Origin of the sequence: Aporhodopirellula rubra (assembly GCF_014192335.1) — a bacterium.
GTDB classification, from domain to species: domain Bacteria; phylum Planctomycetota; class Planctomycetia; order Pirellulales; family Pirellulaceae; genus Rhodopirellula; species Rhodopirellula rubra.
Genome location: NZ_JACHXU010000035.1, coordinates 41728 through 64642, shown reverse-complemented (window position 1 = coordinate 64642; position 22915 = coordinate 41728). Strand labels below are relative to the sequence as shown.

General features: G+C 56.3%; 15 protein-coding genes. 4 read left to right on the top strand and 11 right to left on the bottom strand.

Annotated elements, in window-relative coordinates; all coding sequences use genetic code 11:
• Positions 1-255 precede the first annotated feature (255 nt).
• The 7 genes from pheT to FHS27_RS28800 form a co-directional block, all read right to left on the bottom strand.
• Complete coding sequence (gene pheT / locus FHS27_RS28830) at positions 256-2325, bottom strand: phenylalanine--tRNA ligase subunit beta (protein WP_184309560.1); 2070 nt, start codon at positions 2323-2325, stop codon at positions 256-258.
• A gap of 145 nt (positions 2326-2470) precedes the next feature.
• Entirely contained in the window at positions 2471-3511 is a 1041-nt protein-coding gene (pheS, locus tag FHS27_RS28825; RefSeq protein WP_184309558.1) for a phenylalanine--tRNA ligase subunit alpha, read from the bottom strand.
• 15 nt (positions 3512-3526) lie between these two features.
• Positions 3527-3898 carry a 50S ribosomal protein L20 gene (rplT, locus tag FHS27_RS28820; RefSeq protein WP_044250416.1) on the bottom strand — a complete coding sequence of 124 codons (372 nt, stop codon included), beginning with the start codon at positions 3896-3898 and terminating at the stop codon, positions 3527-3529.
• A 151-nt stretch (positions 3899-4049) separates the two neighbouring features.
• Complete coding sequence (gene rpmI, locus FHS27_RS28815; RefSeq protein WP_009093486.1) at positions 4050-4256, bottom strand: 50S ribosomal protein L35; 207 nt, start codon at positions 4254-4256, stop codon at positions 4050-4052.
• 456 nt (positions 4257-4712) lie between these two features.
• On the bottom strand, positions 4713-6164 hold the full coding sequence (locus FHS27_RS28810) for an anti-sigma factor family protein (RefSeq protein WP_184309556.1): 1452 nt from the start codon (positions 6162-6164) through the stop codon (positions 4713-4715).
• Positions 6161-6937 (bottom strand): sigma-70 family RNA polymerase sigma factor, encoded by a 777-nt coding sequence (locus tag FHS27_RS28805; RefSeq protein ID WP_315854745.1) that lies wholly within the window; start codon positions 6935-6937, stop codon positions 6161-6163. The genes FHS27_RS28810 and FHS27_RS28805 overlap by 4 nt, the downstream gene beginning before the upstream one ends.
• A 50-nt stretch (positions 6938-6987) precedes the next feature.
• Positions 6988-9204 carry an AMP-binding protein gene (locus FHS27_RS28800; protein ID WP_246421214.1) on the bottom strand — a complete coding sequence of 739 codons (2217 nt, stop codon included), beginning with the start codon at positions 9202-9204 and terminating at the stop codon, positions 6988-6990.
• A 305-nt stretch (positions 9205-9509) separates the two neighbouring features.
• On the opposite strand from FHS27_RS28800, the gene FHS27_RS28795 reads away from it, so the two are divergent.
• Positions 9510-10247: a thioesterase II family protein gene (locus FHS27_RS28795; RefSeq protein ID WP_184309552.1), complete on the top strand. Its 738-nt coding sequence runs from the start codon at positions 9510-9512 to the stop codon at positions 10245-10247.
• On the opposite strand, the gene FHS27_RS28790 is transcribed toward FHS27_RS28795, so the two are convergent.
• The 3 genes from FHS27_RS28790 to pflB all read right to left on the bottom strand — a co-directional run bounded on the left by FHS27_RS28790 (position 10198) and on the right by pflB (position 15339).
• A complete protein-coding gene (locus FHS27_RS28790; protein ID WP_246421212.1) occupies positions 10198-11337 on the bottom strand; it encodes a tRNA-uridine aminocarboxypropyltransferase in 1140 nt (379 codons plus the stop codon). The genes FHS27_RS28795 and FHS27_RS28790 overlap by 50 nt on opposite strands.
• Positions 11338-11986: 649 nt before the next feature.
• Complete coding sequence (gene pflA, locus FHS27_RS28785; RefSeq protein ID WP_184309550.1) at positions 11987-12859, bottom strand: pyruvate formate-lyase-activating protein; 873 nt, start codon at positions 12857-12859, stop codon at positions 11987-11989.
• 164 nt (positions 12860-13023) lie between these two features.
• Positions 13024-15339: a formate C-acetyltransferase gene (pflB, locus tag FHS27_RS28780; protein WP_184309548.1), complete on the bottom strand. Its 2316-nt coding sequence runs from the start codon at positions 15337-15339 to the stop codon at positions 13024-13026.
• Between the two features lie 372 nt (positions 15340-15711).
• On the opposite strand from pflB, the gene FHS27_RS28775 reads away from it, so the two are divergent.
• Positions 15712-16698: an alpha/beta hydrolase gene (locus tag FHS27_RS28775; RefSeq protein ID WP_184309546.1), complete on the top strand. Its 987-nt coding sequence runs from the start codon at positions 15712-15714 to the stop codon at positions 16696-16698.
• A 282-nt stretch (positions 16699-16980) separates the two neighbouring features.
• Here FHS27_RS28775 and FHS27_RS28770 read toward each other — a convergent pair whose 3' ends face one another.
• Entirely contained in the window at positions 16981-18411 is a 1431-nt protein-coding gene (locus tag FHS27_RS28770; RefSeq protein WP_246421209.1) for a sulfatase family protein, read from the bottom strand.
• Between the two features lie 799 nt (positions 18412-19210).
• Here FHS27_RS28770 and FHS27_RS28765 point away from each other — a divergent pair.
• Positions 19211-20647 (top strand): sulfatase family protein, encoded by a 1437-nt coding sequence (locus tag FHS27_RS28765; protein WP_246421207.1) that lies wholly within the window; start codon positions 19211-19213, stop codon positions 20645-20647.
• A gap of 125 nt (positions 20648-20772) precedes the next feature.
• Positions 20773-22611, top strand: a complete 1839-nt coding sequence (locus tag FHS27_RS28760; RefSeq protein WP_315854744.1) for a sulfatase — start codon at positions 20773-20775, stop codon at positions 22609-22611.
• The last annotated feature ends 304 nt before the right edge of the window (positions 22612-22915 follow it).

Genomic DNA, 22915 nt, shown 5'->3' with positions numbered 1-22915 from the left:
CGGCCAACCAAACAGCGAGGCTGCGTTACAGAGTGGCGTTCCGAACAATGGGAACAGAACAGGGCTCGGCATTAAACCCGCACGCATCCCTTCGGTTCCGCCAATCATCGGATATTTCGAGAGGTTCTCGGTGAAGGAGGCCAGCGACACCCCGAAACGCGTTAATTCGCGGCACGACGAGCGTCTGGCACTCAATCAGTCCAAACGCTAACGTGAAAGGCGGTCTCAGCAGGTGCCCATTCACCCGATGCCCGACTAACGCATCAAAACCGCACTGAGCTCTTTTTCGCAGGCAGCCACGACGCTTTCGACAATGGAATCGGCATCAGAACCGCTCATCGTTTCGGTGAGACTCTGCAATTCCATCGAGAACAGGACGCGTTTGCGATCCGGTCCGTCCTGTTTCTCGTTGCGATACGTTTCCTGATAAGACAAATCAGTGAGGCGTTCGTCCGCAGCCGATCGGATGACGCCCGACAGACCATCCCAGCGGACGGACTCGGGCAACACGAGATTGAGATCACGACGGATCGACGGGAACGAACTGATTTGCTGCTGCTGAGGAACCAGATGCGCCCACGCGACGAGTAGGTCGGCAGACAGTTCAGCGGCGACCACTTTGCCGGGCAACTTCCACGATCGCACAAGCGAGTCATCGAGCAGACCGAGGTATCCGAGCGTTTCGTCGTGGCCTTCGACTTTGAGTGCGACCAAGCCGCCTGACGCGAAACCTTCGCGTTCTACCGTTTCGACCTGAAGGAGACCGGTGATGCCAAGTCTCGCGAGCAGTGTTTCGATGATTCCCTTGGCCGCGAAGAAATCTTCACCAATGATCATTCCGACGTGATAGGTTTCCGCAGGCAGCGCGTCATCGCCCTTCGCGTCCGGTGCTGGCGGCAGGTACACGTGCGCGATTTCAAACAACGCCGCGTCGATCGATGCCGATGCCCAGTTCGCAGCGCGGCTTTGCAGCAGACTCGGGATCAACGACCGACGGAGCCGGCGTGATCCCTCTAACATGGCGGTTCGGGTTTGCAGCGCGGGACGATCGGTCCACGGCGACAAAGCCGCATCGATCTTTTCTGTCACGACGCTCGGTGTCATCGCCTCGCTCAGACCGGCCGCCGTCATGACGCCACGCAGTCGAGACATCGCGGAGTCAAACGGACGCTTGCTACTGGGCGTGACCGGGATCGGACTGTCCTCGGGGATCTTGTCGTATCCGTGAATGCGAGCGACTTCTTCGATCAAGTCTGCTTCCCGGGTCAAATCATGACGCCATGTCGGAGGCACGCATTGCAGAGTCGAGGAATCGCCACCGCTTGTGGACTCCTTTTCGACCGATGCAAAATCAGCACGACATCCGAGCCCCTTCAAGATCCGCTCGACGGTTGCTGCGTCGATGGTGATCCCAAGAACACGGGCGAGTTGCGACAAACGCAGAACGATGGGTTCGCGATCGGCAATTGAACTGCCCGTATCGATGACTCCACTCGCGACAGTGCCGCCGGCGATTTCGGTGATCAATTGACAAGCACGCCGGCTCGCCCAATCGATGCCACGGGGATCCACGCGACGCTCGAAGCGGAACGAAGAGGGACTGTGCAGTTTCAAACGGCGTGCGGTTCGCCGAACCGACAGCGGAATGAAATCGGCGGCCTCGATGACGAGGTCAGTCGTTTGCTCAGTCACTTCACTGCTCGCGCCGCCCATCACACCGCCGATCGCGAGCGGTGAGTCGGCATCAGCGATGACGCATGTCTGTGCCGTCAAATCGTAATCGCGATGGTCGATCGCTTGCAATTTCTCGTCTTTGCGACCGGGACGGACCACGATCGTTTTCTTAGAAACCTTGGCGGCATCAAACGCGTGCAGCGGTTGCCCGCATTCCATCATTACATAGTTGGTCACATCGACGACATTATTGACGACACCGATGCCAACGCTTTGGAGTGCCTTCTGCATCCACTCAGGGCTATCGCCGACGCGAACACCTTCGATCACGCGAGCGGTATAGCGTGGGCAGGCGTCAGCGAATTCGTTGCGAACGGTGAGCAGATCGTTGACGCTTCTCGAGGATTCTTGGAACTCGATCGTCGGCAGCTTCAGCTTTTGCCCCGTCAGGACTGCGATCTCGCGAGCGACGCCGATATGCCCGAGGCAGTCACCGCGGTTACTGGTGACTTCGAGGTCGATGACCACTTCGCCATCAACCGTCTCGCTGCCTTCGTGGTTGAGTCCCGAAAGGCTCAAGCGATCGACGAGTTCATCATGCGTTAGCGTAATATCGACGTAACGCGACAACCAAGAGAGAGTGACAAGCATCAGGAAGGGGCTGAGTACTGAGGGCTGTGGGCAGAAATGATTCGGCGTTAAGAGTCGGTGGCAGTCGATGCGGGGCGAGCGGAAGGGGCACGATGCGAGCGGGCGACCGATTCAGTTCGCGTTGCCCGTCCCCTCCATCGTCATCCTAAAACTGTTCCAGGAACCGAAGGTCGCCGCTGTAGAGGTCTCGAATATCGGTAATACCATGACGCCGCATGCAAAGTCTTTCGACGCCCAGGCCGAACGCAAACCCGCTGACCTTTTCCGGATCGTATCCGACGGCTTCGAAAACGTTCGGGTCGATCATGCCCGCACCGCCGAATTCGATCCACGTTCCGTTCCACAAGAAGTCGACTTCGACGCTCGGTTCGGTGAACGGGAAAAAGGATGGACGAAAGCGTATCTCAACGTCGTCGCCGAGGTAGTTGTTGGCGAATACACGCAGCACCGTTTTCAGGTTTGCCATCGTGACGTTGCGATCAACGAGCAGGCCTTCCATTTGATGAAACATCGGGAAGTGCGTCGCGTCGGGGGCATCGGGTCGATAAACCCGACCGAGCGAAATGATCCGGATCGGCGGTTGACGCGATTTCATCACGCGAATCTGCACCGTGCTGGTTTGGCTACGCAGCAGCGATTCGCCTTCGCCGGTTTCAGCCAACGCGTCACCGCTGCTGACTCCCGCTGCAGCGAGATAGAAATTGTCGAGTGGGTCGCGAGCCGGGTGATCCTCGGGGATGTTCAGAGCGACAAAGTTGTGCCACGGGTCCTCAACTTCGGGACCTTCAGCTACTTCGAAACCCATCCGCCCCATGATCTCGGTGAGGTGATCGATCGTTTGTGTGATCGGGTGAATGTGCCCAAGGGTTGGACGAGTGCCAGGCAAAGACGGGTCGAAGGTCGGATCGATTTGGGAATCACCGCCTCCTTCGAGGGCCTCTTTGGCTGCACTGAACGCATCATTGATCGCGTTCTTGACTTCGTTGAGCCGCATTCCTGCGGCCCGTTTATCTGTCGGCTCGATGCCACCGAGCATCTTCTGGACGTCTTTGAACTGTCCCTTTTTGGCCCCCAGAAAAACGACGCGAGCTTCCTCGAGCGATTCGGCATTCGAAGCGCCCGAGAATGCGGATTCCGCGTCGCTTTGGAGCTGGTCCAAGCGGCTGAGAAAATTTTGCAGTGACATCGCGAGAGACAGGCCTTAAGCAGGCTGGTTTTCGGAGGCGAGTGCTGCCTTCACTGCGTCGCAGACGTCTTTGAAACCGGCTGCATCGTGGATGGCCATTTCCGAGAGCGACTTACGATCGAGCCCGATGTTGGCTTTCTTCAGGCCGAAGATGAACTCGCTGTAGCGAAGCCCGTGGGACTTCACCGCTGCGTTGATCCGGATGATCCACAACTTACGGAATTCACGTTTGCGGACGCGACGATCGCGGAACGCGTACGCGCCGCTACGAAGCAAGGTCTCTTTCACCGATCGGGTCAATGACCCGCGACCACCGCGGAAGCCTTTTGCACGTTTGAACAGACGTTTCTTAGCTTGGTTACGGGCGGCACCTTTACGTGTACGCATCTGACGAATTCCTTATGGTTGTTTTTGAATCATTGCCGAGTGTCTCGATTCAGGCCCCGGCAAGCATTGCCGAAGTTTTGCCCAATCGAGTTGCAGGGCGAGTCCTAAGAGGGAGGTTGAAAAATTGCCGAGTCATGCCCGGCCCGCTGATCTAGTTGCTGTTGCCGTTCAGGGCAGCGTGAATGGTGCGTTCCATGCAGGTGTCCACTGCCGTGGTGCCACGGAGGTTACGACGCCGTTTCTTGCTCAGCCCTTTGGCCAAGTGGCTCGTTCCGCTTTGGCGGTGCATGGCTTTGCCGGTCGCGCTGAGGCGAAACCGCTTCTTGGTGCCCTTGTGGGTCTTGACTTTGTTTCCCATTGGGATTCCGTCATAAGAGGGGTGTGGTGTTCAATTTTGCAAAATGCAGAGCGGCGAATGATAGCAACGCGAGTTGCGATTCGCCAGGGGGAGTTCGCCCCGGCGGCGTCAATTGGAACAAACGAGGCCAGACCAAATGCCAATTCCCCGGGATGGACGATTCAGCGACGTGATTCGCTCATTTTAGAACCCAGCGTGGCCGGTGCTGGAGATCGCAAAAAGGAATCGCCATTGCAAACGGCCAACAACCGAACCAAGCCGGCCCCAACAGTCTTCGACCAAAAAGAACGTCACCTTGAAGGGAAGCCGGAATCTCGCCAGGCGGACGTGGGCGGGGGAAAGCGGTGCCGAAGCGGTCGTGCGAGTGCGGCTGAGGCACCGTTAGGCGGACACGCGGGAAACAGCGCTGCGTGGGACATAGCAACGGCCCGCCGGCGGGCAACCAGAGTTACGCGTTTAGAGGCCTTCGATGAGTGCTTTGCGGACCACGTCGGGCGGCGACAAATCCAGGGCCTCCCGCTGATCGAGCGGCATAGAATCATATTGCTCGGTGAGGGACGGCGGCTTCGCCTCACCGCGTAGTTTGCGGCGGAGTGCCTCGACCGTCCAATCTCGCACGACCATGTTCTGCATCCAAGGATCGCTCACATACAACTGAAGCATTTCCAAATCCTCGGATGGCAGCATCGACTGGATCGTCTCGAGTTCACGCTGGGACAAGGGGGGCATCGCCTCGAAATCCTGCGGTGGCCCACCACGGAACGACCGCCCCTGCCCTCTCACCCAGTTCGAATCCTTCAGCAAGGTCGCCATGGCGAACATGCGATAGGCATTCTTTGAATCCCCACCACGACCTCTTCGGCGGAAGAACTCAACCAAAGCCGAGACCGGATTGCGGCCGTCATCGCCGGTGGCTCTTGAAATCCGGTTTTTGACCAGCTGGATGACGGTATAGTCGATCCTCTCGATCGCATCTTCACTCAGGTTGCGTCCCGTGACGCGGCCTATCTGAGTAATGGCCTCTTCGATCGCATCATCAATCGCCTGCTGACGTTCGACGCCCGTTTCGTTCTCAATTCGTGCAATCACGTCGTCGCTGAGTTGCTCGCGCAAACGAACGTACTGCCGCATCGTCTGGAGCCGCTTATTCGGTTGGTCCGAACTCCTCACGCGTTCGGCGGTCTCGCGGAGCAATTCTTTTTCGGACTCGTCCAAACGACTGAACCGATCCAGCCGCGCCAGTGCCACGATCCGTTGCTGGGTCGGCACTTCTTCGAGGGCTGACGCCAACGTTTCACGGTCGGGCAATTGGGTTTTGTTATCGGATTGTGGGTAAAGCGATTGAGGCGATTTGGCGGGACTAATGATCGCGTCAACAGCGGGCGTCACCGAACCTCCCACAACACCACGCCACCATTTCGATGCCATTAAATCGTTGACCAAATCGGCATCTTTACCGATCGCGTAAGCATCCATGTCCATCGCGACCGGGAAGTCCGCGAGTTGGCTGCGGATGTCCTTGATCTGACGCCAACGCGTCACGCCGAACGCGATCGCGGCCACGAGAAGCGGAACCAATAGCGGCAACCACCCGCCGAATGCTCGACGCTTGTCGTGACTCAACGCTATCGTGTCGCTGCTCTTGCTACGGGAGGATCGATCGCCGGTCGGATTCAAGTCAGCGACGACCAATTGCAGCGTCGTTTGAACGGACTTCTCGTCTGGGATCGGATTGGGCAGCCATTCCAGCATGTCCCAACTCCGCTGCAAATCTTGCAAACGTTGCCGAAGCGGCTCTTCACCGATTAAACGGTTTTCCACCGCATCGCGTTCCTCACGCGCCAACTCTCCGTCGAGATACGCGACCAGCAGTTCATCGTCGGAATCAATGATTTCGGGCTCAGTCATTGGTCGCTGCCCCCTTCGTCCGGCGACGCCTTGAGATCATCAGATGCGGAGGCGTCGTCCGAACCGCGGTACTTGTCAATCATGCTCGACATCGACGGAAGACTGACCGACGTATGGAAATCCTGTTCCAGCGTGCCGCTCTCCATGTAAGACTCGAGCGTTTGCTTGAGGCTGACTCGGGCCCGGCTCAACAACGACTTCACAGCCTTGGTGCTCAGGTCCATCGCATCGGCGATCTCGACATAGCTCATGTTTTCGAATCGCGACAAGATCAACGCCATCCGTTGCCGCTCGCCCAGCGAAGCTACCGCGGCGCGAACCAAGCGGGCACGTTCATCGCCTTCGGCCACACGGACCGGCATCAATCCACTGGCTTCCAACGCGGTCGCTGCGAGCGTGGGGCCATCGTCGCCGTCCCGTTCGGCACCGGCCGATCGCGGCGCGTCGCCTTCACTCACTTCGTGCCGTCGCGACACGGTTCGCTTCGCGTTTCGAGCCACGTTGCCTGCGATCGTGAACAACCACGTCGAAAATTTCGCCCCTGGTTCATAACGATCCCGCGCGCGATACACGCGAAGAAACGTTTCCTGAGCCAAATCCTCGGCGAGGTCGGTATGCGGTGCGAGATGATGCATCAATCGCACCAACCGAGGTTGATATCGCCGGACCAGTTCTTCGAATGCTCCCGCGTCGCCGTCGCGCACACGTAACATCAACCGGACATCCGGGTCCGTCTGTGTGTAGCGAAGTACTGTGGAGTCTGATGCGGGCACAGGTTATGCAATTCAAGGACAGATGACTGAACGAACACCATCAGCATACTCTAATTTCCTACGAGGCCGGAGTCGGCTTTGGTTGCGGCTCCTCGCATTTCCTCAGCGAGATAAACTGCTAGTTGTGCTGGAGTTGGATAATTCGCCGCCAAAATCGGCGTCAATTCAACGCCTAACCAATCGTCCAATTCACCACTTAATTCGACCGCCGCCATGGAATCGAGCCCGTGTTCGGCAAACGGAGTCTCCGGTGTAACGTGCCCTGGGATCGCCCCACACCGCGCAACCAACCACGCCATCAACCATGACTGAATCTGGTCGATGGCACTCCCAATGGTTCGCTCATCTACATGTTCGGGCAACGGCGGCAATTGAGTCGCGACGCTGTCGTCGGTAATGATGGATCGCATCCATTGATATCGAGCCGCGATCTCGTCCGACTGCAGCAAACGACGACACTCTGACCGTTTTAACTTACCACTCGTTGTGATCGGGATTGCCCCGGGCCGAGCCAGAACGACTTGCCGGGCATCGACTTCATGTTCATCGATGATTCGGCGCCGGACGCGGCGAACGATCTCGGGCAGCCTGACATCGTCGACGTGGCGTGCCACCTCAACGATCACAGACATTGCATCGCCGACAAAGGCATCCGTCGCGACGGCAACGCACCGTACCGCGTCCTCGCCGAGTGCCTGATGGATCGTCGCTTCGATGTCGTGCGGGTAATAGTTGCGACCACGCAAAATGATCACGTCTTTGCAGCGTCCGGTGATGAAGAGGTCACCACCGTGAACGAATCCTAAGTCACCGGTGCGAAGAAACTCGCGCGCGTCTGCGTCGTCATTGATCGAAGCACGAAACTGCACCTCGTTATCGTCTTCACGCTGCCAATAACCTCGAGCGATCGATTGCCCACAAAGCCAAACTTCGCCAATCTCGCCTTCGTTCACCCGCGTTCGCCGCACCGGGTCGACGATCTCGATTTGCATGTCACCGGCAGGCTGACCGCAACCGACGATAGCGCGAGTCAGATTCCGTGGGTGATCGTCAGAAACAGGAGTGACACGTCCGGCCCGCAAGCCATCTCGGTCGAGCCGCAGTTTTCGATACGGTGTCGCCGCTCGGTCGCTCGCCACCAACAAAGTCGCCTCGGCCAAGCCGTAGCAGGGCAACAACGACTCGTGACGAAAACCCGAGACCTTGAAACGCTGGGCAAATCGATCGAGCGTTGCCGCCGCAATCGGCTCGGCGCCACAGAAGGCAACCTGCCATGAACGCAAGTCGATCTCCGCAGCTTCGTCGGGTGAAACGCGATCGATGCACAGCTCGTACGCAAAATTCGGTGCACCACTGACCGTTGCCTTTCGATCCGCGATCGCAGTCAACCAACGCAGCGGTTTGGCCAGGAACGAACGAGGTGACATTAACGTCGTGTGGCCGCCAATAAAAATGGTCTCGAGAATGCCACCGATCAGTCCCATGTCATGGTAGTGCGGCAGCCAGAAAACACCGCGAGTGAGATCGTCATCCGCGTCGTTGCAAACCGTCAGCCCGAACGACTTACGGATCGATTCCAAATTCGTCAGCAAATTCTCATGCGACACCATCACGCCTTTGGGCGAACTGGTCGACCCGCTCGTGTATTGCAAGAACGCAAGGTCCGACAAACGGTTGTTGGCAATCGATTCCGCCAGCAATTGGGTCGGCCCGGCGGCCGTTTGAGTCCGATCAGGCGATGCGTTTTTCGCTACGACGGTGGCATCGGTTGCGACAAACCGCAGATCCATGACCGCGTCGCTGATACGTTTGGCATCGATACCGTCGATCGTTTTCGAATCGGCGAGCAGCAAACTCGGAAGGCAATCTTTGGCCGCTGCGTCTAACCGCGGCATCGCGCGACCGGGTTTCGGAAAACAAGTCGGAACCGGCACCACGCGGCTGGCCTGACACGCGAGCAACCCGACAATGAATTCGAGACCGGGTGGGAACAACAGCAACGCTCGGTCGCCCGGCTGCGGACGTACACCGGCCTGAGATTGTTCTGGTCGTGGATTCGAGTCGGATCCCGGTGCGAGAATACGGTTTGCCACTTCAAAGACACGCGATTCCAAACCGGCGTACGTGAGCGTCGTCTCGATTTGGTCGTCATCGATGAACGACAACGCGGCTCGATCGGGGTGCCGTGACGCTCGCTCTCGGAGCACGTGCACCAACGACGGTCGGTGCGAAAGAGGGTGAACAGCCGAGTCTGTGTTCCGGTGCATGGGCGGTAGGTAATCCGAGGTGAATCGAGTAGAAAACAGCTCGCTAAAGATCGCGGTCGATCTGTCAGGCAGCGTGAAGCCGCCGATCGTGTTACAGCATAAAACCCATTCGGGGCGGTTGAGAAGCCAATCCTTCGAACGATTGCATTCTTTCACACACAAACGCCCAACCCAGGCATGCGTAACCCTCCCGTCTTGCCTCGTTTGACACCCACATCCAGCCGCCCGTGCGTTTCGCAACGCGATTTCCTGCCCATCGTCACGCCCTCTTCCGCCCGTCGCAGACCTGAATTTTAAATCTGTTTATGACCTCCGACAAACCTTCGAAGTGGTATCGTCGCGTCGGCGAGCGAATCGCCTCGACTGAGAACATCATCTGGTTTCCGCATGCCGGCGGCGGATGTTCCCCCCTGATCCGTGCCGCCCGCCAGACTCCACCGCACACGAATCTCTTTGTCGCAACTCTTCCTGGTCGAGAGGCACGTTTCGCCGATCCGATGTCGGAGACGCTCGACGAATTGGTGGACGCCTTGGTTGCCGAACTCCCCGTGAACGAACAACCGCCCATTTTGGTCGGCCACAGTTTCGGCGCACTGCTGGCGTACTGCGTGGCGAAGCGCCGCCAAGCGAGCGGGTTGGTCGTGATGGCGATGTCGTCGCCGGATCGGATTTCAAGATGCGACTCAATCGTTCATTTGAGCGACCGGGAATTCGCCGAGCAGCTGGACCTTCGCTACGGCGGCGTGCCCAAAGCACTCCGCGAGAACGAAGAGGCGATGCGTATGTTCCTGCCCACCGTTCGCCGGGATCTAACGCTGCTGGAGTCCTACCAAGCATCCATAGACGAGGTGATCGACATTCCGATCACGGCTCTCGCGGGCACGGATGACACTCGCATCACGCCCGCGCAAATGCAGAACTGGCAATCGCACACCACTGCCGATTTCAGAATGCAAATGATGGTGGGTGACCACTTTTTCCCGCTATCGCATTTCAAACAGGTGCTACGGATTGCGGGTCAACGATCTGAGACAGCGAATTGAGTTGACGGACAAAATCGACTGCGGCTTGCAATCGCACCGACGCCCGTGATCGGCCCGGCGGGATCGGCTTGTCTCGATCGTCCATCCGGGCCCCCGGCGCGTTGACCGCCTTCAAGATAACCGTCGGCGCGAACTCAGCGTCGGCCTCGGCAAGTAAGCGGGCGGTCCCATGATGACGCATCGCGATATGATCGCCAGGCTCGAGGAACGCTCGCCAAGCGTTACGAAATTCGTCCAATCTGATCGCTCGTTCGATAACCTGTTGATCGAGTTGCAGGTGATCCATGAACTGCGATTCGTCATAAGAATCCGACTCAATCGCACACTCGAATCGCTCTCCGGTGCCCAACCGAACTGCGGTCCAGTAAATCGGTGTAGGCCGATGGTTGTCCCTTTCTCCATATGCCACCACGACTCGATTCAGATCACCGCCGAGAACACGAGGCACATTCGCGGATCCGCGTCTGCGTTTCTCGTTTCTTCGCCAATTCGTTTTGGGCGGCTCGTCGACGGTCGGGGCATGACGCCCGAGTTGATCACCGATCATTCGGTCAAAGGCATCAATCAAGAGTGGCAACTCACTGTTCTCTGGCTCCAACGCCATCAACGCCGACACCGTTGCCTCGAGGGTCGACAATGCATGTTCGTTGGGTTCGCGACGGATTCGGTATCGTCCCGGCGAAGATGGTGCTAGACAATACTGCGGAAGAGTTTGCAATCGCGGTATATCACGAAACAGCGTTTTCGCTTGATGCCAGGTGCCATCTAAAATGACCAAATGTTCGGGACGATCCGAGGGAGGCAGATCGCTCAATAGTCTTGCGTCGGCACCGGGATACAAAAGGCCCGTGTTTTCAGGCAACGCAGCCTGCTGAAATTGATCAGCGAGTTCAGCGTTGTACGCCACCATTAAATCGCAACGTTCTAACGATTCGTGAACAATCCTCGCGGTGTTAAAAGGATGAAACCGTTCGCGACGATGCTGCAGAATCAGAACCGAGGTTTGATTGCGAACCGGTACGATGGCGTCACAAAAGCACATCCGGTGCGGTCGGTAACAGCGAAGGCATCGTTGGAGTGGCGGCGTCATGAGCGTTTCACAGGGTGCTGTCGGCATGCCATTACGGCAAATTACGCGATACGAATTCGATGCTTCCATGCCGAGCGTCCGAAACGACAAAGCGTCGCGACCGATGCAGTCCAATACGGTCTCAAACCCGTAGCCGACCGAAGCATTCGGGCGAGAAGTCTAGCAAGGGACCGACTCTCGGTACACAACGAATAGACCTGCGTTATTGCCCCATCCGATCACACGCTGCGCGGGGGCAATCACCACTCACGGGAACAAATCGGATTTGCGACCAATCAGGTGACCTTACGGTGGAGAACACGAACGACCCGCACCTTACCGCTTGCAAACCACTTGCGTGGCTTTCAAACGGGGGGCATCGGGCACGGGCCGTCCGGTATTTTAAAATGTGGTAACGTCGATAGCCCGCACGCTCGTCACCGATGCGCACTCATTCTCGCGGTCTGTTGATGTAGAAAATAGTGAGGCTAAAGAACACTTGCGTCAATCCATAATCCCCACGCCGAAGCCTATACATTAAAGCCGCGCAACTCATCAAAATCTTCCGCCAACGAATCCATTGGCCCAATGTCTCAAAAACATTCTAAACGGCTCATACACAAGACGCGGATATCTCCCTCGCCACGAAGCAAAAGAGCAGCGAATTAACCTAATGAGTCGTCACCCCTTCAGTAGAGAAAATCTCTCTGCAGCGGGCAACTTGTCCTGACGTCGGCGCGGGTGTGTCACCAAGTTGATATCGCATCCCGAGTTGTTCGTATTTCGATTCGCCCAATTTGTGGAACGGCAGAACTTCAACGCGTTCGACGGATTTCAGTCCCGCGACGAACTTGGCGACGCCCCGCACGTTGGTTTCATCATCGGTCAATCCGGGTACCAGCACGAATCGAATCCACATCGATTTACCAAGATCGCTGAGCCGCCGTGCAAAGTCGAGAGTCGGCTGAAGAGCGACGCCCGTGGTTTCGCGATAAGTTTTGGGATCCGACCCCTTTATATCCAGCAATACCAGATCGACGCTTTCGAGCATTGCATCTGACGCTCGGTGCCCCAAAAATCCTGAAGTATCCAAGGCGGTATGAATGCCTTCGGCTTTGGCTCGGCGGAACACATCATGCACGAATTCATTCTGCATCATCGGTTCGCCACCGCTGATTGTGATACCGCCACGGCGAATGAAGTTGCGGTATCGCAGGACTTCTTTAATCACCGATTCCGATGTTCTTATCTCACCGTGCGGTTTGCCCTGTGCATCCGGATTGTGGCAGTACAGGCAACGCAGCGGACATCCGCTCAAGAACATCACATACCGCAGGCCAGGGCCGTCAACAGTACCGCATGTTTCGATGGAGTGAATATAACCGTTTTGGGACGTCGACGAGTCGGACGCCTTTTCCGCTGCGACCACTTCCTGGGGGCGTTCGCGTTCACACGCGATTGATGGGTCAAGCGAGCAACTGTGTTGCAACGATGCCCCAGAATCGCAATCGTGGTGAGCGAGGGAATGTATCCGATCTTCCATTAATTCGAACTAGTGTGTGATGAGCAAAGTAAAGGCGGGCCACCACGCCCGCAAGTAATTTCAAGGCGAGACCGGACGGCTCGCGTCGTACCGCTAGTTACTTCAGCGGCAAAACGCGAGTCATCCGGTTCTAAGACCCTTTTAAGCTTAGCTTAAAAACAACACTAGATCGTACTATGGAACGTTCGATTGATCACATCGAGCTGTTGTTCTCGAGTCAACTTGATGAAGTTCACCGCATAGCCCGATACCCGGACCGTTAGTTGCGGGTACTTTTCAGGATGATCCATGGCGTCAACAAGCGTGTCTTGGTCGAACACGTTGACGTTAATATGGTGCCCTGATTCAGCAAAATATCCATCTAACAAACCGACAAGGTTGTCTTGTCGCATTTGGGCGTCTTTGCCGAGCGCGTCGGGAACGATCGAGAACGTATAGGAGATACCGTCTTGAGCGTGTTCGTAAGGCATTTTGGCGACAGAGGCCATTGCCGCGATCGCACCCTTCTTGTCACGGCCGCTCATCGGGTTCGCTCCAGGGGCGAACGGTTCACCGGCTTTTCGACCGTCTGGCGTACTGCCAGTCTTCTTGCCGTAGACAACGTTGGACGTGATCGTCAGCACGGATTGTGTCGGCACCGCGCCGCGGTACATCGGTTGTCGGCGAACCTTTTCCATGAAACGTTCCATCAATTCCGAAGCAATCGAATCGACTTTGTCATCGTTGTTGCCATACGCGGGATAGTCACCTTCGACTTCGTAATCGACGGCCAACCCTTCGTCGTTTCGAATGATTCGAACGCGTGCGTTTTTAACCGCCGACAAGGAGTCCGCTGCAACTGACAATCCGGCGACTCCGGTTGCCATCGTGCGATAGATTTCGCGATCGTGCAACGCGAACATCAGATGCTCGGGCGAGTACTTGTCGTGCATGTAGTGGATAATATTGAGTGCCTTCACATACGTTTCGGCCAACCAATCCAATACCGTGTCAAACTTCGCATCGAGTTCCCAGAGATCCAAATACTCGCTTCGGATCGGTTCGGTCTCAGGAGCGATCTGTTCGCCGCTCTTTTCGTCACGACCGCCATTGATCGCGTACAGCATCGCCTTGGCGAGGTTGGCACGGGCACCGAAGAACTGCATCTGTTTGCCGATTCGCATCGCCGAAACACAGCACGCGATTCCGTAATCATCGCCCCAATAGGGTCGCATCAAATCGTCGTTTTCGTACTGAATCGAACTGGTCGAGATCGAAACTTTGGCACAATAGTCCTTGAAGGCCTCGGGGAGATTATCACTCCAAAGGACGGTGAGGTTGGGTTCCGGAGCCGTGCCGAGATTGACCAACGTGTGCAGCATTCGGAAACTGGTCTTCGTCACCAAGGGTCGACCATCTTCGCCGACACCTCCGATGCTCTCGGTTACCCAAGTCGGGTCGCCCGAAAACAGTTCGTCGTAGTCGGGGGTTCGAATGAAGCGAACGATCCGCATTTTCATGACCAAGTGATCAATGATCTCTTGGGCCTCTTCTTCGGTTAGCGTTCCTTCAGCAATGTCTCGTTCGAAGTAAATGTCGAAGAAATTGCTGGTGCGTCCGAACGACATCGCGGCGCCGTTCTGCTCTTTGATCGCACCGAGGTAACCGAAGTAAGTCCACTGGACCGCTTCGCGGGCGTTCGAGGCGGGTTTGGAAATGTCCATCCCGTATACGGCTGCCATTTTCTTCAGGTCCGCTAACGCTCGGACTTGGTCTTGCAACTCTTCGCGTTCACGCACCCATGATTCGCTGAACGAGAAATCCTCGATCGAATGGAACTGTTGTTTTTTGTCCTCGATCAGTCGATCGACGCCGTAGAGGGCGACACGACGATAGTCGCCGATAATTCGCCCGCGACCATAACCGTCGGGCAATCCGGTGACGATCCCGGCACTTCGTGCCTTGCGAATGTCTGATGTGTAGCAATCAAACACGCCATCGTTATGTGTTTTGCGATGTTTGGCAAAGATGTCTGCCGTCGCCGCGTCCATTTCGCGGCCGTGTGCGAGCAGTGCTTTTTGTGCGATTCGCACTCCGCCGTACGGGAGCATTGCCCGTTTGAGAGGTGCGTCGGTTTGAACGCCGACGATCTGTTCGAGGTCTTTGTTAATGTATCCGGGACCGTGCGAGGTCAGTTTTCCGACGATTTCGGTGTCGGCATCAAGAACACCGCCCGCTTGGCGTTCTTGTTCGAGCAGGACTTTCAAATCGTCCCAAAGTTGCCGAGTGCGTTGAGTCGGCTCGGCGAGGAAGCGGTCGTTTCCTTCGTAGGGTGTATAGTTGGCTTGGACAAAGTCGCGAACATCGATTTCGTTCTCCCAATTCCCAGGTCGAAATTGCCGCCAAGCGTCGCCCTCGTTTTGGTTGGATGTTGGAAGATCGTTTGATTGCAGATCTTTCTGCGACGATACGACGGGGGCGTTCGGCAGGGTGGTAGACATTGTTTCAATCGGCTCCATCAGATGAATTGGAATAGCAGTACTGAAGCTAGATAGCGTTCACTTTTCCCCGGCGCACTGTTGCAATCTCGGTGCCGCCATAAGGGCGTGGCAGCGTGGGGGCGTACGCCGACCTTGATGCGCCACCCTAGGGGGCAATCGAAGCCCGTCGCCGGTCGAGACAGTTTGACGCACTGACATTACAGTGCGTGGTCGCACATCCGTACCGTTTGTCCAGTCGACAAGTGTGCGATTTTGATCGAGTGTGCGACCCGGACCGATTGCCTGCAACAACTATCGATTTCAGTTAGAATGAGGGGCTATTCTCGTTCGAACCTCGTCGCCGCCCCCCATTTCCCCACGCTACGGATCACGATGCCTCAACGTCGCCCAATTAACCTCCAGATTCCTCGCCAACGCTTCGGATTTTGCCGCACAACCACCGTCATCGTTTTCGGTCTAGTTGCCGCGTTCTCGGTCTCGCTCCTGTCGTCTCCTGTCGCTGCCCAAGCCCGCGGTAAAAAAGGCGCGAAAGAAGAAGAGGATCCCGCGCTGAAGCCACGGCCGGAAATTCTGACGACGAAAGACAACATCAAACTGAACTCGTTCTATTTCCCCTCGAAACTCGGCAAAGAGGGAGCTCCCGTTATCCTCGTTCATGAGTGGAAAGGGCAAGGTGCGCCGTATCTGAAATTATGCGTCTCGCTGCGAGAAGCAGGCTTTGCGGTACTGGTGATCGAATACCGCGGGCATGGAAACAGCAAAAAGTACACCGACCGTTCGGGCGCCGAGAAAGAATTCAACCTCAGCACGATGGGACGCCGCGACGTCGAAGCGATCGTGCGTTACGACATCGAGGAAGCGAAGCAGTTTTTGAAAGAAGAAAACAATGCGGGTCGCTTGAATCTTAACGCGTTGTGCATGGTCGGTGTCGAAGAAGGGGCAATCCTCGCTGGCTACTGGGCAGCCCGAGATTGGAAAATTCCGAGCGTCGGGCGAATGAAGCAAGGCCAGGACGTGAAGGCAATGGTTTACGTCTCACCTGAGAAAAACCTAAACGGTCTTTCGATGAACACACCTGTGACGGATGCGAACCTGGTTCGACTTCCTACCATGATCGTGGCCGGCAAAGCGAGCTCGCAGGGCAAGGAGTCCGAACGAATGGGCAGCCGACTTGAAACGGTGAAGAAGAAACTCAACCGCGGAGCCGCTTCGGGGTTCTCGATGCTTCTGCCAGCAACCAACCTGAGCGGGCCGGCACTCATCAACGATGAGTCTACCGTGATCCCAGGCATCGTCGATTTCTTGAAAGAGAATGTTCGAATTAGCAAGTCCGAAAACCCGTGGATCGAACGCCCTTAGGTCGAAGGGAATCCTACGGTTGGAGAAGTCTCAGTCCATCCGCGTTTCGCCCGCGGGACCGGGTGACCATCACGCGCGTTGACATTGCATAGGGGCGATACAAAGCGACGACACATCGAACACGCGCCGTGGAAATTACGGACTCCTGCGTGTTTCTGCAAATAGCGTGATTCTCTTGAGATCACTACGTTTGCCAAGACGTGGTATACCGTCCGATGACGGTAGCGACCTCGATTCTAGCGGATTCTCTAAACGCCCTACTGCGGACTCGCGGCCGACATGTTATTGAGTCGGTCGTGTCCGCCCGTCCGCGCGTGCCTTCGCCAGCGCCGCCGATAATCGCTCAATCACTTCAGGATTGCTGTTGGCGAGGTTCTTCGATTCGGCTCGATCCTCGGACAAGTCGAACAGTTCGTGGGACTTGGTTCCCTTATCGTGCGATTCGATCAATTTCCAATCGTCAGACCGGATCGCGATCGCATTGTCTTTCGTGTCACCTTGAACGAACGCGACCTCGCGCAGCGGTGTCTTCGGTTCCGTACCCAGCAACACAGGTACGATGCTGAAGGAATCCTCCCCCGCGGCATCGGGCAGTGGGGAGTCAAGAATCTCTGCCATGGTCGCCATCATGTCCGTCAGGATGAGCAACTGCGTCGACATCGAATCGGGAGTGACCTTTCCCGGCCAGCGGACAATGAACGGGACGCGATGCCCGCCTTCGTAAGGCGAGCCTTTTCCGTCATGCCAGGGACCATTGGTGTAGTGCCCCAGCGCTCGCGCGTCGAGTTTTGCCGTTTTGAATTTTTCACGGATGTTGTGCGAATCATCGGCCAAGTTCAAAACGGTGTTTTGAGTGCCCTTGAAATCCTTCGGGCTGTTGCCGTTGTCGCTGGTAAAGACCAGCAGTGTGTTGTCGGCGATCCCGAGTTCATCGAGCGTGTCGACGATCTCACCAACATGAGAATCAAGCTCCTGGATGTAATCACCGAGCATGCCCGCTTGGCTCGTTCCACGAAACTTGGCCGCCGGTGTCACGTGAGTGTGTGGCGCACATGGTGTGAAATAAAGGAAGAACGGATTCTCGGCATTCTTTCGAATAAACTTGATCGCTTCGGCAGTGAGCCGCGTGTCGACTTGGTCTTCGACGCGAGGTTCCGCTAAGCCCGACGGAAACACTTGACCTTTGACAACCTCGAGTTTCTGGCCGGGTTCGAGGCCGACGAAGTCATGATTTTCGACGAAGGCTCGGTACTTGTCATTGTGATTGGTGGGAACACCAAAGTGATAATCGAAGCCGGCTTCGAGCGGCCCGGGGCTTAACGGCGCCTCCCAGTTCCCCCCGTATCCGAGATGCCACTTGCCAACGGCTGCCGACTGGTATCCGTGTTGCCTCACCAACGATGCGAGCGTCATGCGGCCGGGCTCGAGTTTGTAGCCATTTCCCTTCCGATGCAGACGCCACGGGGAGCGGCCTGTCATCAAACCGTATCGCGATGGCGAGCATACCGATGCGGCCGCGTGCGCGTCGGTGAACATGATGCCTTCGGCTGCTAACGCATCAATATTGGGCGTTTGAATCTTCGTCGCCCCGTAACAAGTGACATCACCGTATCCGAGATCATCGGCCATGATGATCACGATATTGGGACGTTGATCCGCCGCGACAATCGAGGTCGACAGGATCAAAAGCAGTGTGACGATTCGCGTAATCATGAGCATGATTCATCAAGGGGTTGGTGTAGGGAATCGGACGCGTGTGATCGGAAACGGTGCTCTGACATCCCATTGCACTTCTGCCCGCACGGGCAAAATCGACTCGCACGATACAATGCCGTTTTACTCAGAGCACCGATTTCATCACGGTCTCTGCCGTCGCGAGCGACCGTCCGCATTCACTCGGCAGTCAATACGCAACGATCATTTTAATGGAGTGTATCGACTTTGGTTTACAGGAATCGGCTCGGCGAAAAATCTTTTCCCGACACAGGCCACCGCTGTCGCGAATCATCATACCAACATCCACCACCCTCGCTTAACGGTCACCTGACCCACAACGCCTCCACTACAATGCCCCCTGAACCCACACACCGGTGACGCAAATACGCATCGCAGTGGCGGAAAACGTCATCGAATGCGGCTTCTTGCCGATTGAGAATGGTTTTCAAGTGGACTGCATTCACATGCCTCGCTTTCACACGCCTCCTTGTCGTCGCCATGCGGTGTTGATTGCCGCGACGGCAACTCGAGAAGGAAGTTCCTTACGCCGTGCCATCCTCCCCCACACCCCACCTTCCCCCTAGCGCCGATAAGCAATGTCAACGTCCCGCATAGTTTGAGACCACTTGAAACCACAGCGAGACACACAACAGGAGCTTTCACTGGTCTGCGTTCGTGTCGGCAAGCAAAGATCGCCGCTCATCGCAGAACGGCAGCACGATTTTGATCGTCGAAATACGAATCCCCGAGATCATTCTGCTCGAACAAAGACAACGAGAACAAAAAAGGTTCACCCATGAGAAAACGAATGTCACGCCCGGTGTTGATCACGTTGCTCATTTGTTTCGCGTTCGCGTGGCAAAATGCCTGCATCGTGTCTGCCGACGATGCAGCGACAACGAAACCCAACATTCTCTTCATCTTTGCGGACGATTGGGGGTGGGGTGACCTTAGCTGTCACGATCATCCCTATGTAAAGACGCCGAACATCGACCGGTTGGCTCGCGAGGGCACGGACTTCCATCGTTTCACGGTTGCCAGTGGCGTGTGCTCACCGAGCCGTACGGCCGTGATGACGGGGCATTTCCCGGCACGTTTCAACATCGATGGGCACTTTGCTTGGGTCCCCAGTAACGCGAAACGCAACATGCCCGACTGGCTCGACACCGACGCGGTGACGATGCCGAGACTCTTGCAATCCGCAGGATATGCGACTGCCCATTTTGGGAAATGGCACCTTTCCAATGACATGATTCCGGACTCCCCGTCACCCGGCGAATACGGCTATGACCGTTATGGTGCGTTCAATTGCTCGGGGGAACAAATGCCCGTACACGAAGACGCCGACAACGCAATCGATTTCATCGAGAGCAGCGTCGATTCAGGCAAACCCTTCTTCGTTAACTTGTGGGTTCACGAACCACACACACCGTTTCACGTGATTCCGAAATACCGCTGGGCCTATCGCGACAGCGGCTTGGACGAGGCGGATGAAATCTACGCGGCCGTGCTCGCACACGCGGACGAACGCATCGGAGAAGTTCTCGACACGCTGGATCGGTTGAATTTGACCGACAACACACTTGTCATTTTTAGCTCCGATAACGGCCCCGCTCGCGCAAAATCGGCCCAGGAATTGGAGTTGATGTACGACACTGCGACAGGAGCGGGCTACGGCATCGCTGCGTCCAAGGGAATCACGTCGGGCCGCAAAGGCTATAAGGCGTCACTCTTTGAGGGTGGCATTAACGTGCCGTTTCTGGCGCGATGGCCGGGAAAAATCGCCGCCGGAAAAGTGGAGGATCAACTGATGATTTCCGCAGTCGACTTGTTGCCGACGCTCTGCGAAGTCGCCGGCGCGAAACTGCCCGAAGGCTACGCCCCCGATGGGATCAGCCAATTGAACGGATTACTCGGAGAAACCAAAACGGGTCGAGCCCAACCCCTGTTCTGGAAGATGGCAAACAAGGGGACACCCACGCAAGGCAACCCGCATCACTGGGTCGCCTTTTGCGTCGTGGATCAAAACTGGAAACTCCTGACCAACCATGATGCGTCGCACGTCGAACTGTATGACATTGTGGACGATGCCTATGAGCAAAACGATCTCAAGGAATCTCATCCAGAGATTGTTTCGCAATTGCTTAAGAAGATTTCAGAATGGAAAGAGACGTTGCCCCCCAAACCAAACGCAATGACTTTTTCGTCACTGCGTGATCATCCACAGAAGTGAATCGTAAAGGAACGTTCAAAACTTCGAGCGTTCCGACATCTGCAACCCGACCATTCTTGACTCTTGATAGGACAGTTCCCGTGTGCCAGACGATTCCCCTGCGAGTACTTCTGTTTTGTTTGACAGTGTCGACGGCAATCGGTGCTGCCGATGTGTTAGCGGACGACCGGCCTGACAAACCGAATGTGGTGCTGATCTTGGCTGACGACCTCGGCTGGCAGGATGTGGGGTGCTACGACATTGATGAGCCATGTCCTTACGAGACTCCCAACCTCGATCGCTTCGCCGGCCAGGGAGTCAAGTTCTGGCAAGCGTATTCACCGGCACCCACGTGCGCCCCGTCGCGGGCCGCGATCCTGTCAGGAAAACATCCCGCACGAGCACAGAAAACGCACGTCGTCGGTGGAGCACCACCGTCGGCGTACAACGCCAACTCGGCACTGATCTCGCCATGGTACAGCGGTCGAATGCCACTGAGCGACGTGACGATTGCCGAAGCGTTAAAGGAAAACGGGTACACGACGGGACACGCGGGCAAGTGGCATGTTGCGATTAACCACAATGCCTTTCCGCAACCCGACGACCAAGGATTCGACTACACGAGGGCAGACCGCGGTGTCACGAAGACAGCACGTCCGAATCGATTGTCGGGCTTTGCCACGAACGACGAAAACGATCCCTATCGTCTCGATGAAAACGGATTTCCGTTTCACCAGAATTCGGCGGATGCCCTCACGTTCCTCGAAGAGAATAAGTCGAAACCATTCTTTCTCTATCACGCGACTTGGCTCGTTCACGCTCCCATTCACACGCGATGCGAACGATTGCTGAAGAAGTACTGCGAAAAAATGGACGTTCCGTTCCCCACCGATCCTGGGCACTGGGAAATCGAAGGGCAGAAGAATCCGTTCTACGGGGCAATGGTCGAGATGCTCGACTACTACGTCGGCAGGATCTTCCACTACCTGGATAACACGGAGGATCCGCGTTGGCCGGGTCACATGCTGAGCGAAAACACGTACGTGATTTTCACATCCGACAACGGCGGAATGGAGCGGCATCCGGGAGAAGTGATTACCGACAACTATCCGCTCGACAAAGGCAAGATCAACGCGAAGGAGGGCGGCGTTCGTGTTCCTTTACTGATCCGTGGCCCCGGCATTGCCGAAGGAGTCGAAACGGAAGCGATGGCGAATGGGTTGGATTTCTATCCAACGATCTTGGCCTGGACGAAAACACGAACCCCCGACGGAGTTAAGTTTGATGGTGCGGACTTGTCACCGTTCCTGAACTCGGATCTAACGGACGCATCGCGGATCGTCGACCAAAACGGAGAAGCACGCGATACGATGTTTTGGCACTTCCCCCATTCCTCGATGCAGTCCACGATCCGCGTCGGCGGTTACAAACTGATCCGGAACTGGAACGATGTTTTATTGAAAGGCAACGTTCCATTGGAGCTATACCAGCTCTATGACGCGGACAATCAACGCGTGGACATTGAGGAAGCCAATAACTTAGCGGCAAAAATGCCAGAACTGGCCCAGTCCTTGGATCGACAACTCGAGGAGAAACTGAGTGACAGCAAGGCGAGCCCTCCCTTGCTGAACTCGAAACTCCCCAAGGGCCTCCCCAACGATAACAAGGTTTGCCGACCGATCGATCACGGACGTGATGGCGATAGTGTGTGGGCGACGATCGAGGAAAATGGGGCGAAGGTCGTCAAAGCAAACTTGATTTACACCGACAATGGAGGCCACCGTTACGAGGAGTGGTATCGAATGCCCGCGACGCTGGACGGCAATCGCGTGACAGCGACGCTTCCGCCCGGAACGACGCACTACCTTTTCAATCTGATTGATGAAAACCAATTCCTGGTCAGCTATCCATACATTCCTCCATCGAATCGCTCTAAGACTCCGTTTTCGGAGCGTGCATTCAAGGCGCAGGACAAGAAGCAGTAGGCCGCGGTCGTCGTCGACTCTCAATATTTCGATGCATGCATGGCCCGAGGTCAGACGGAACGATGTCTCGCGTCGCTCGCCTGACGAGAGCATTTCCATCATTGTTGTCGCCAACGTCGCCCGACGGTGGATCACGTCCTTGCGAACAGAGCTACCGTTGAAAAACCGATGTCATTCACAAAAACGAATCGCTTCCACGGCAGGCGTTTCGTTGTCGCCGCGCACGCGCAGGCAATGCGACTGCGTGACGAATAAGGTGGCTATGCGATAGGGTCGTGCCTCGATCTGGCCACGTCTCGATACC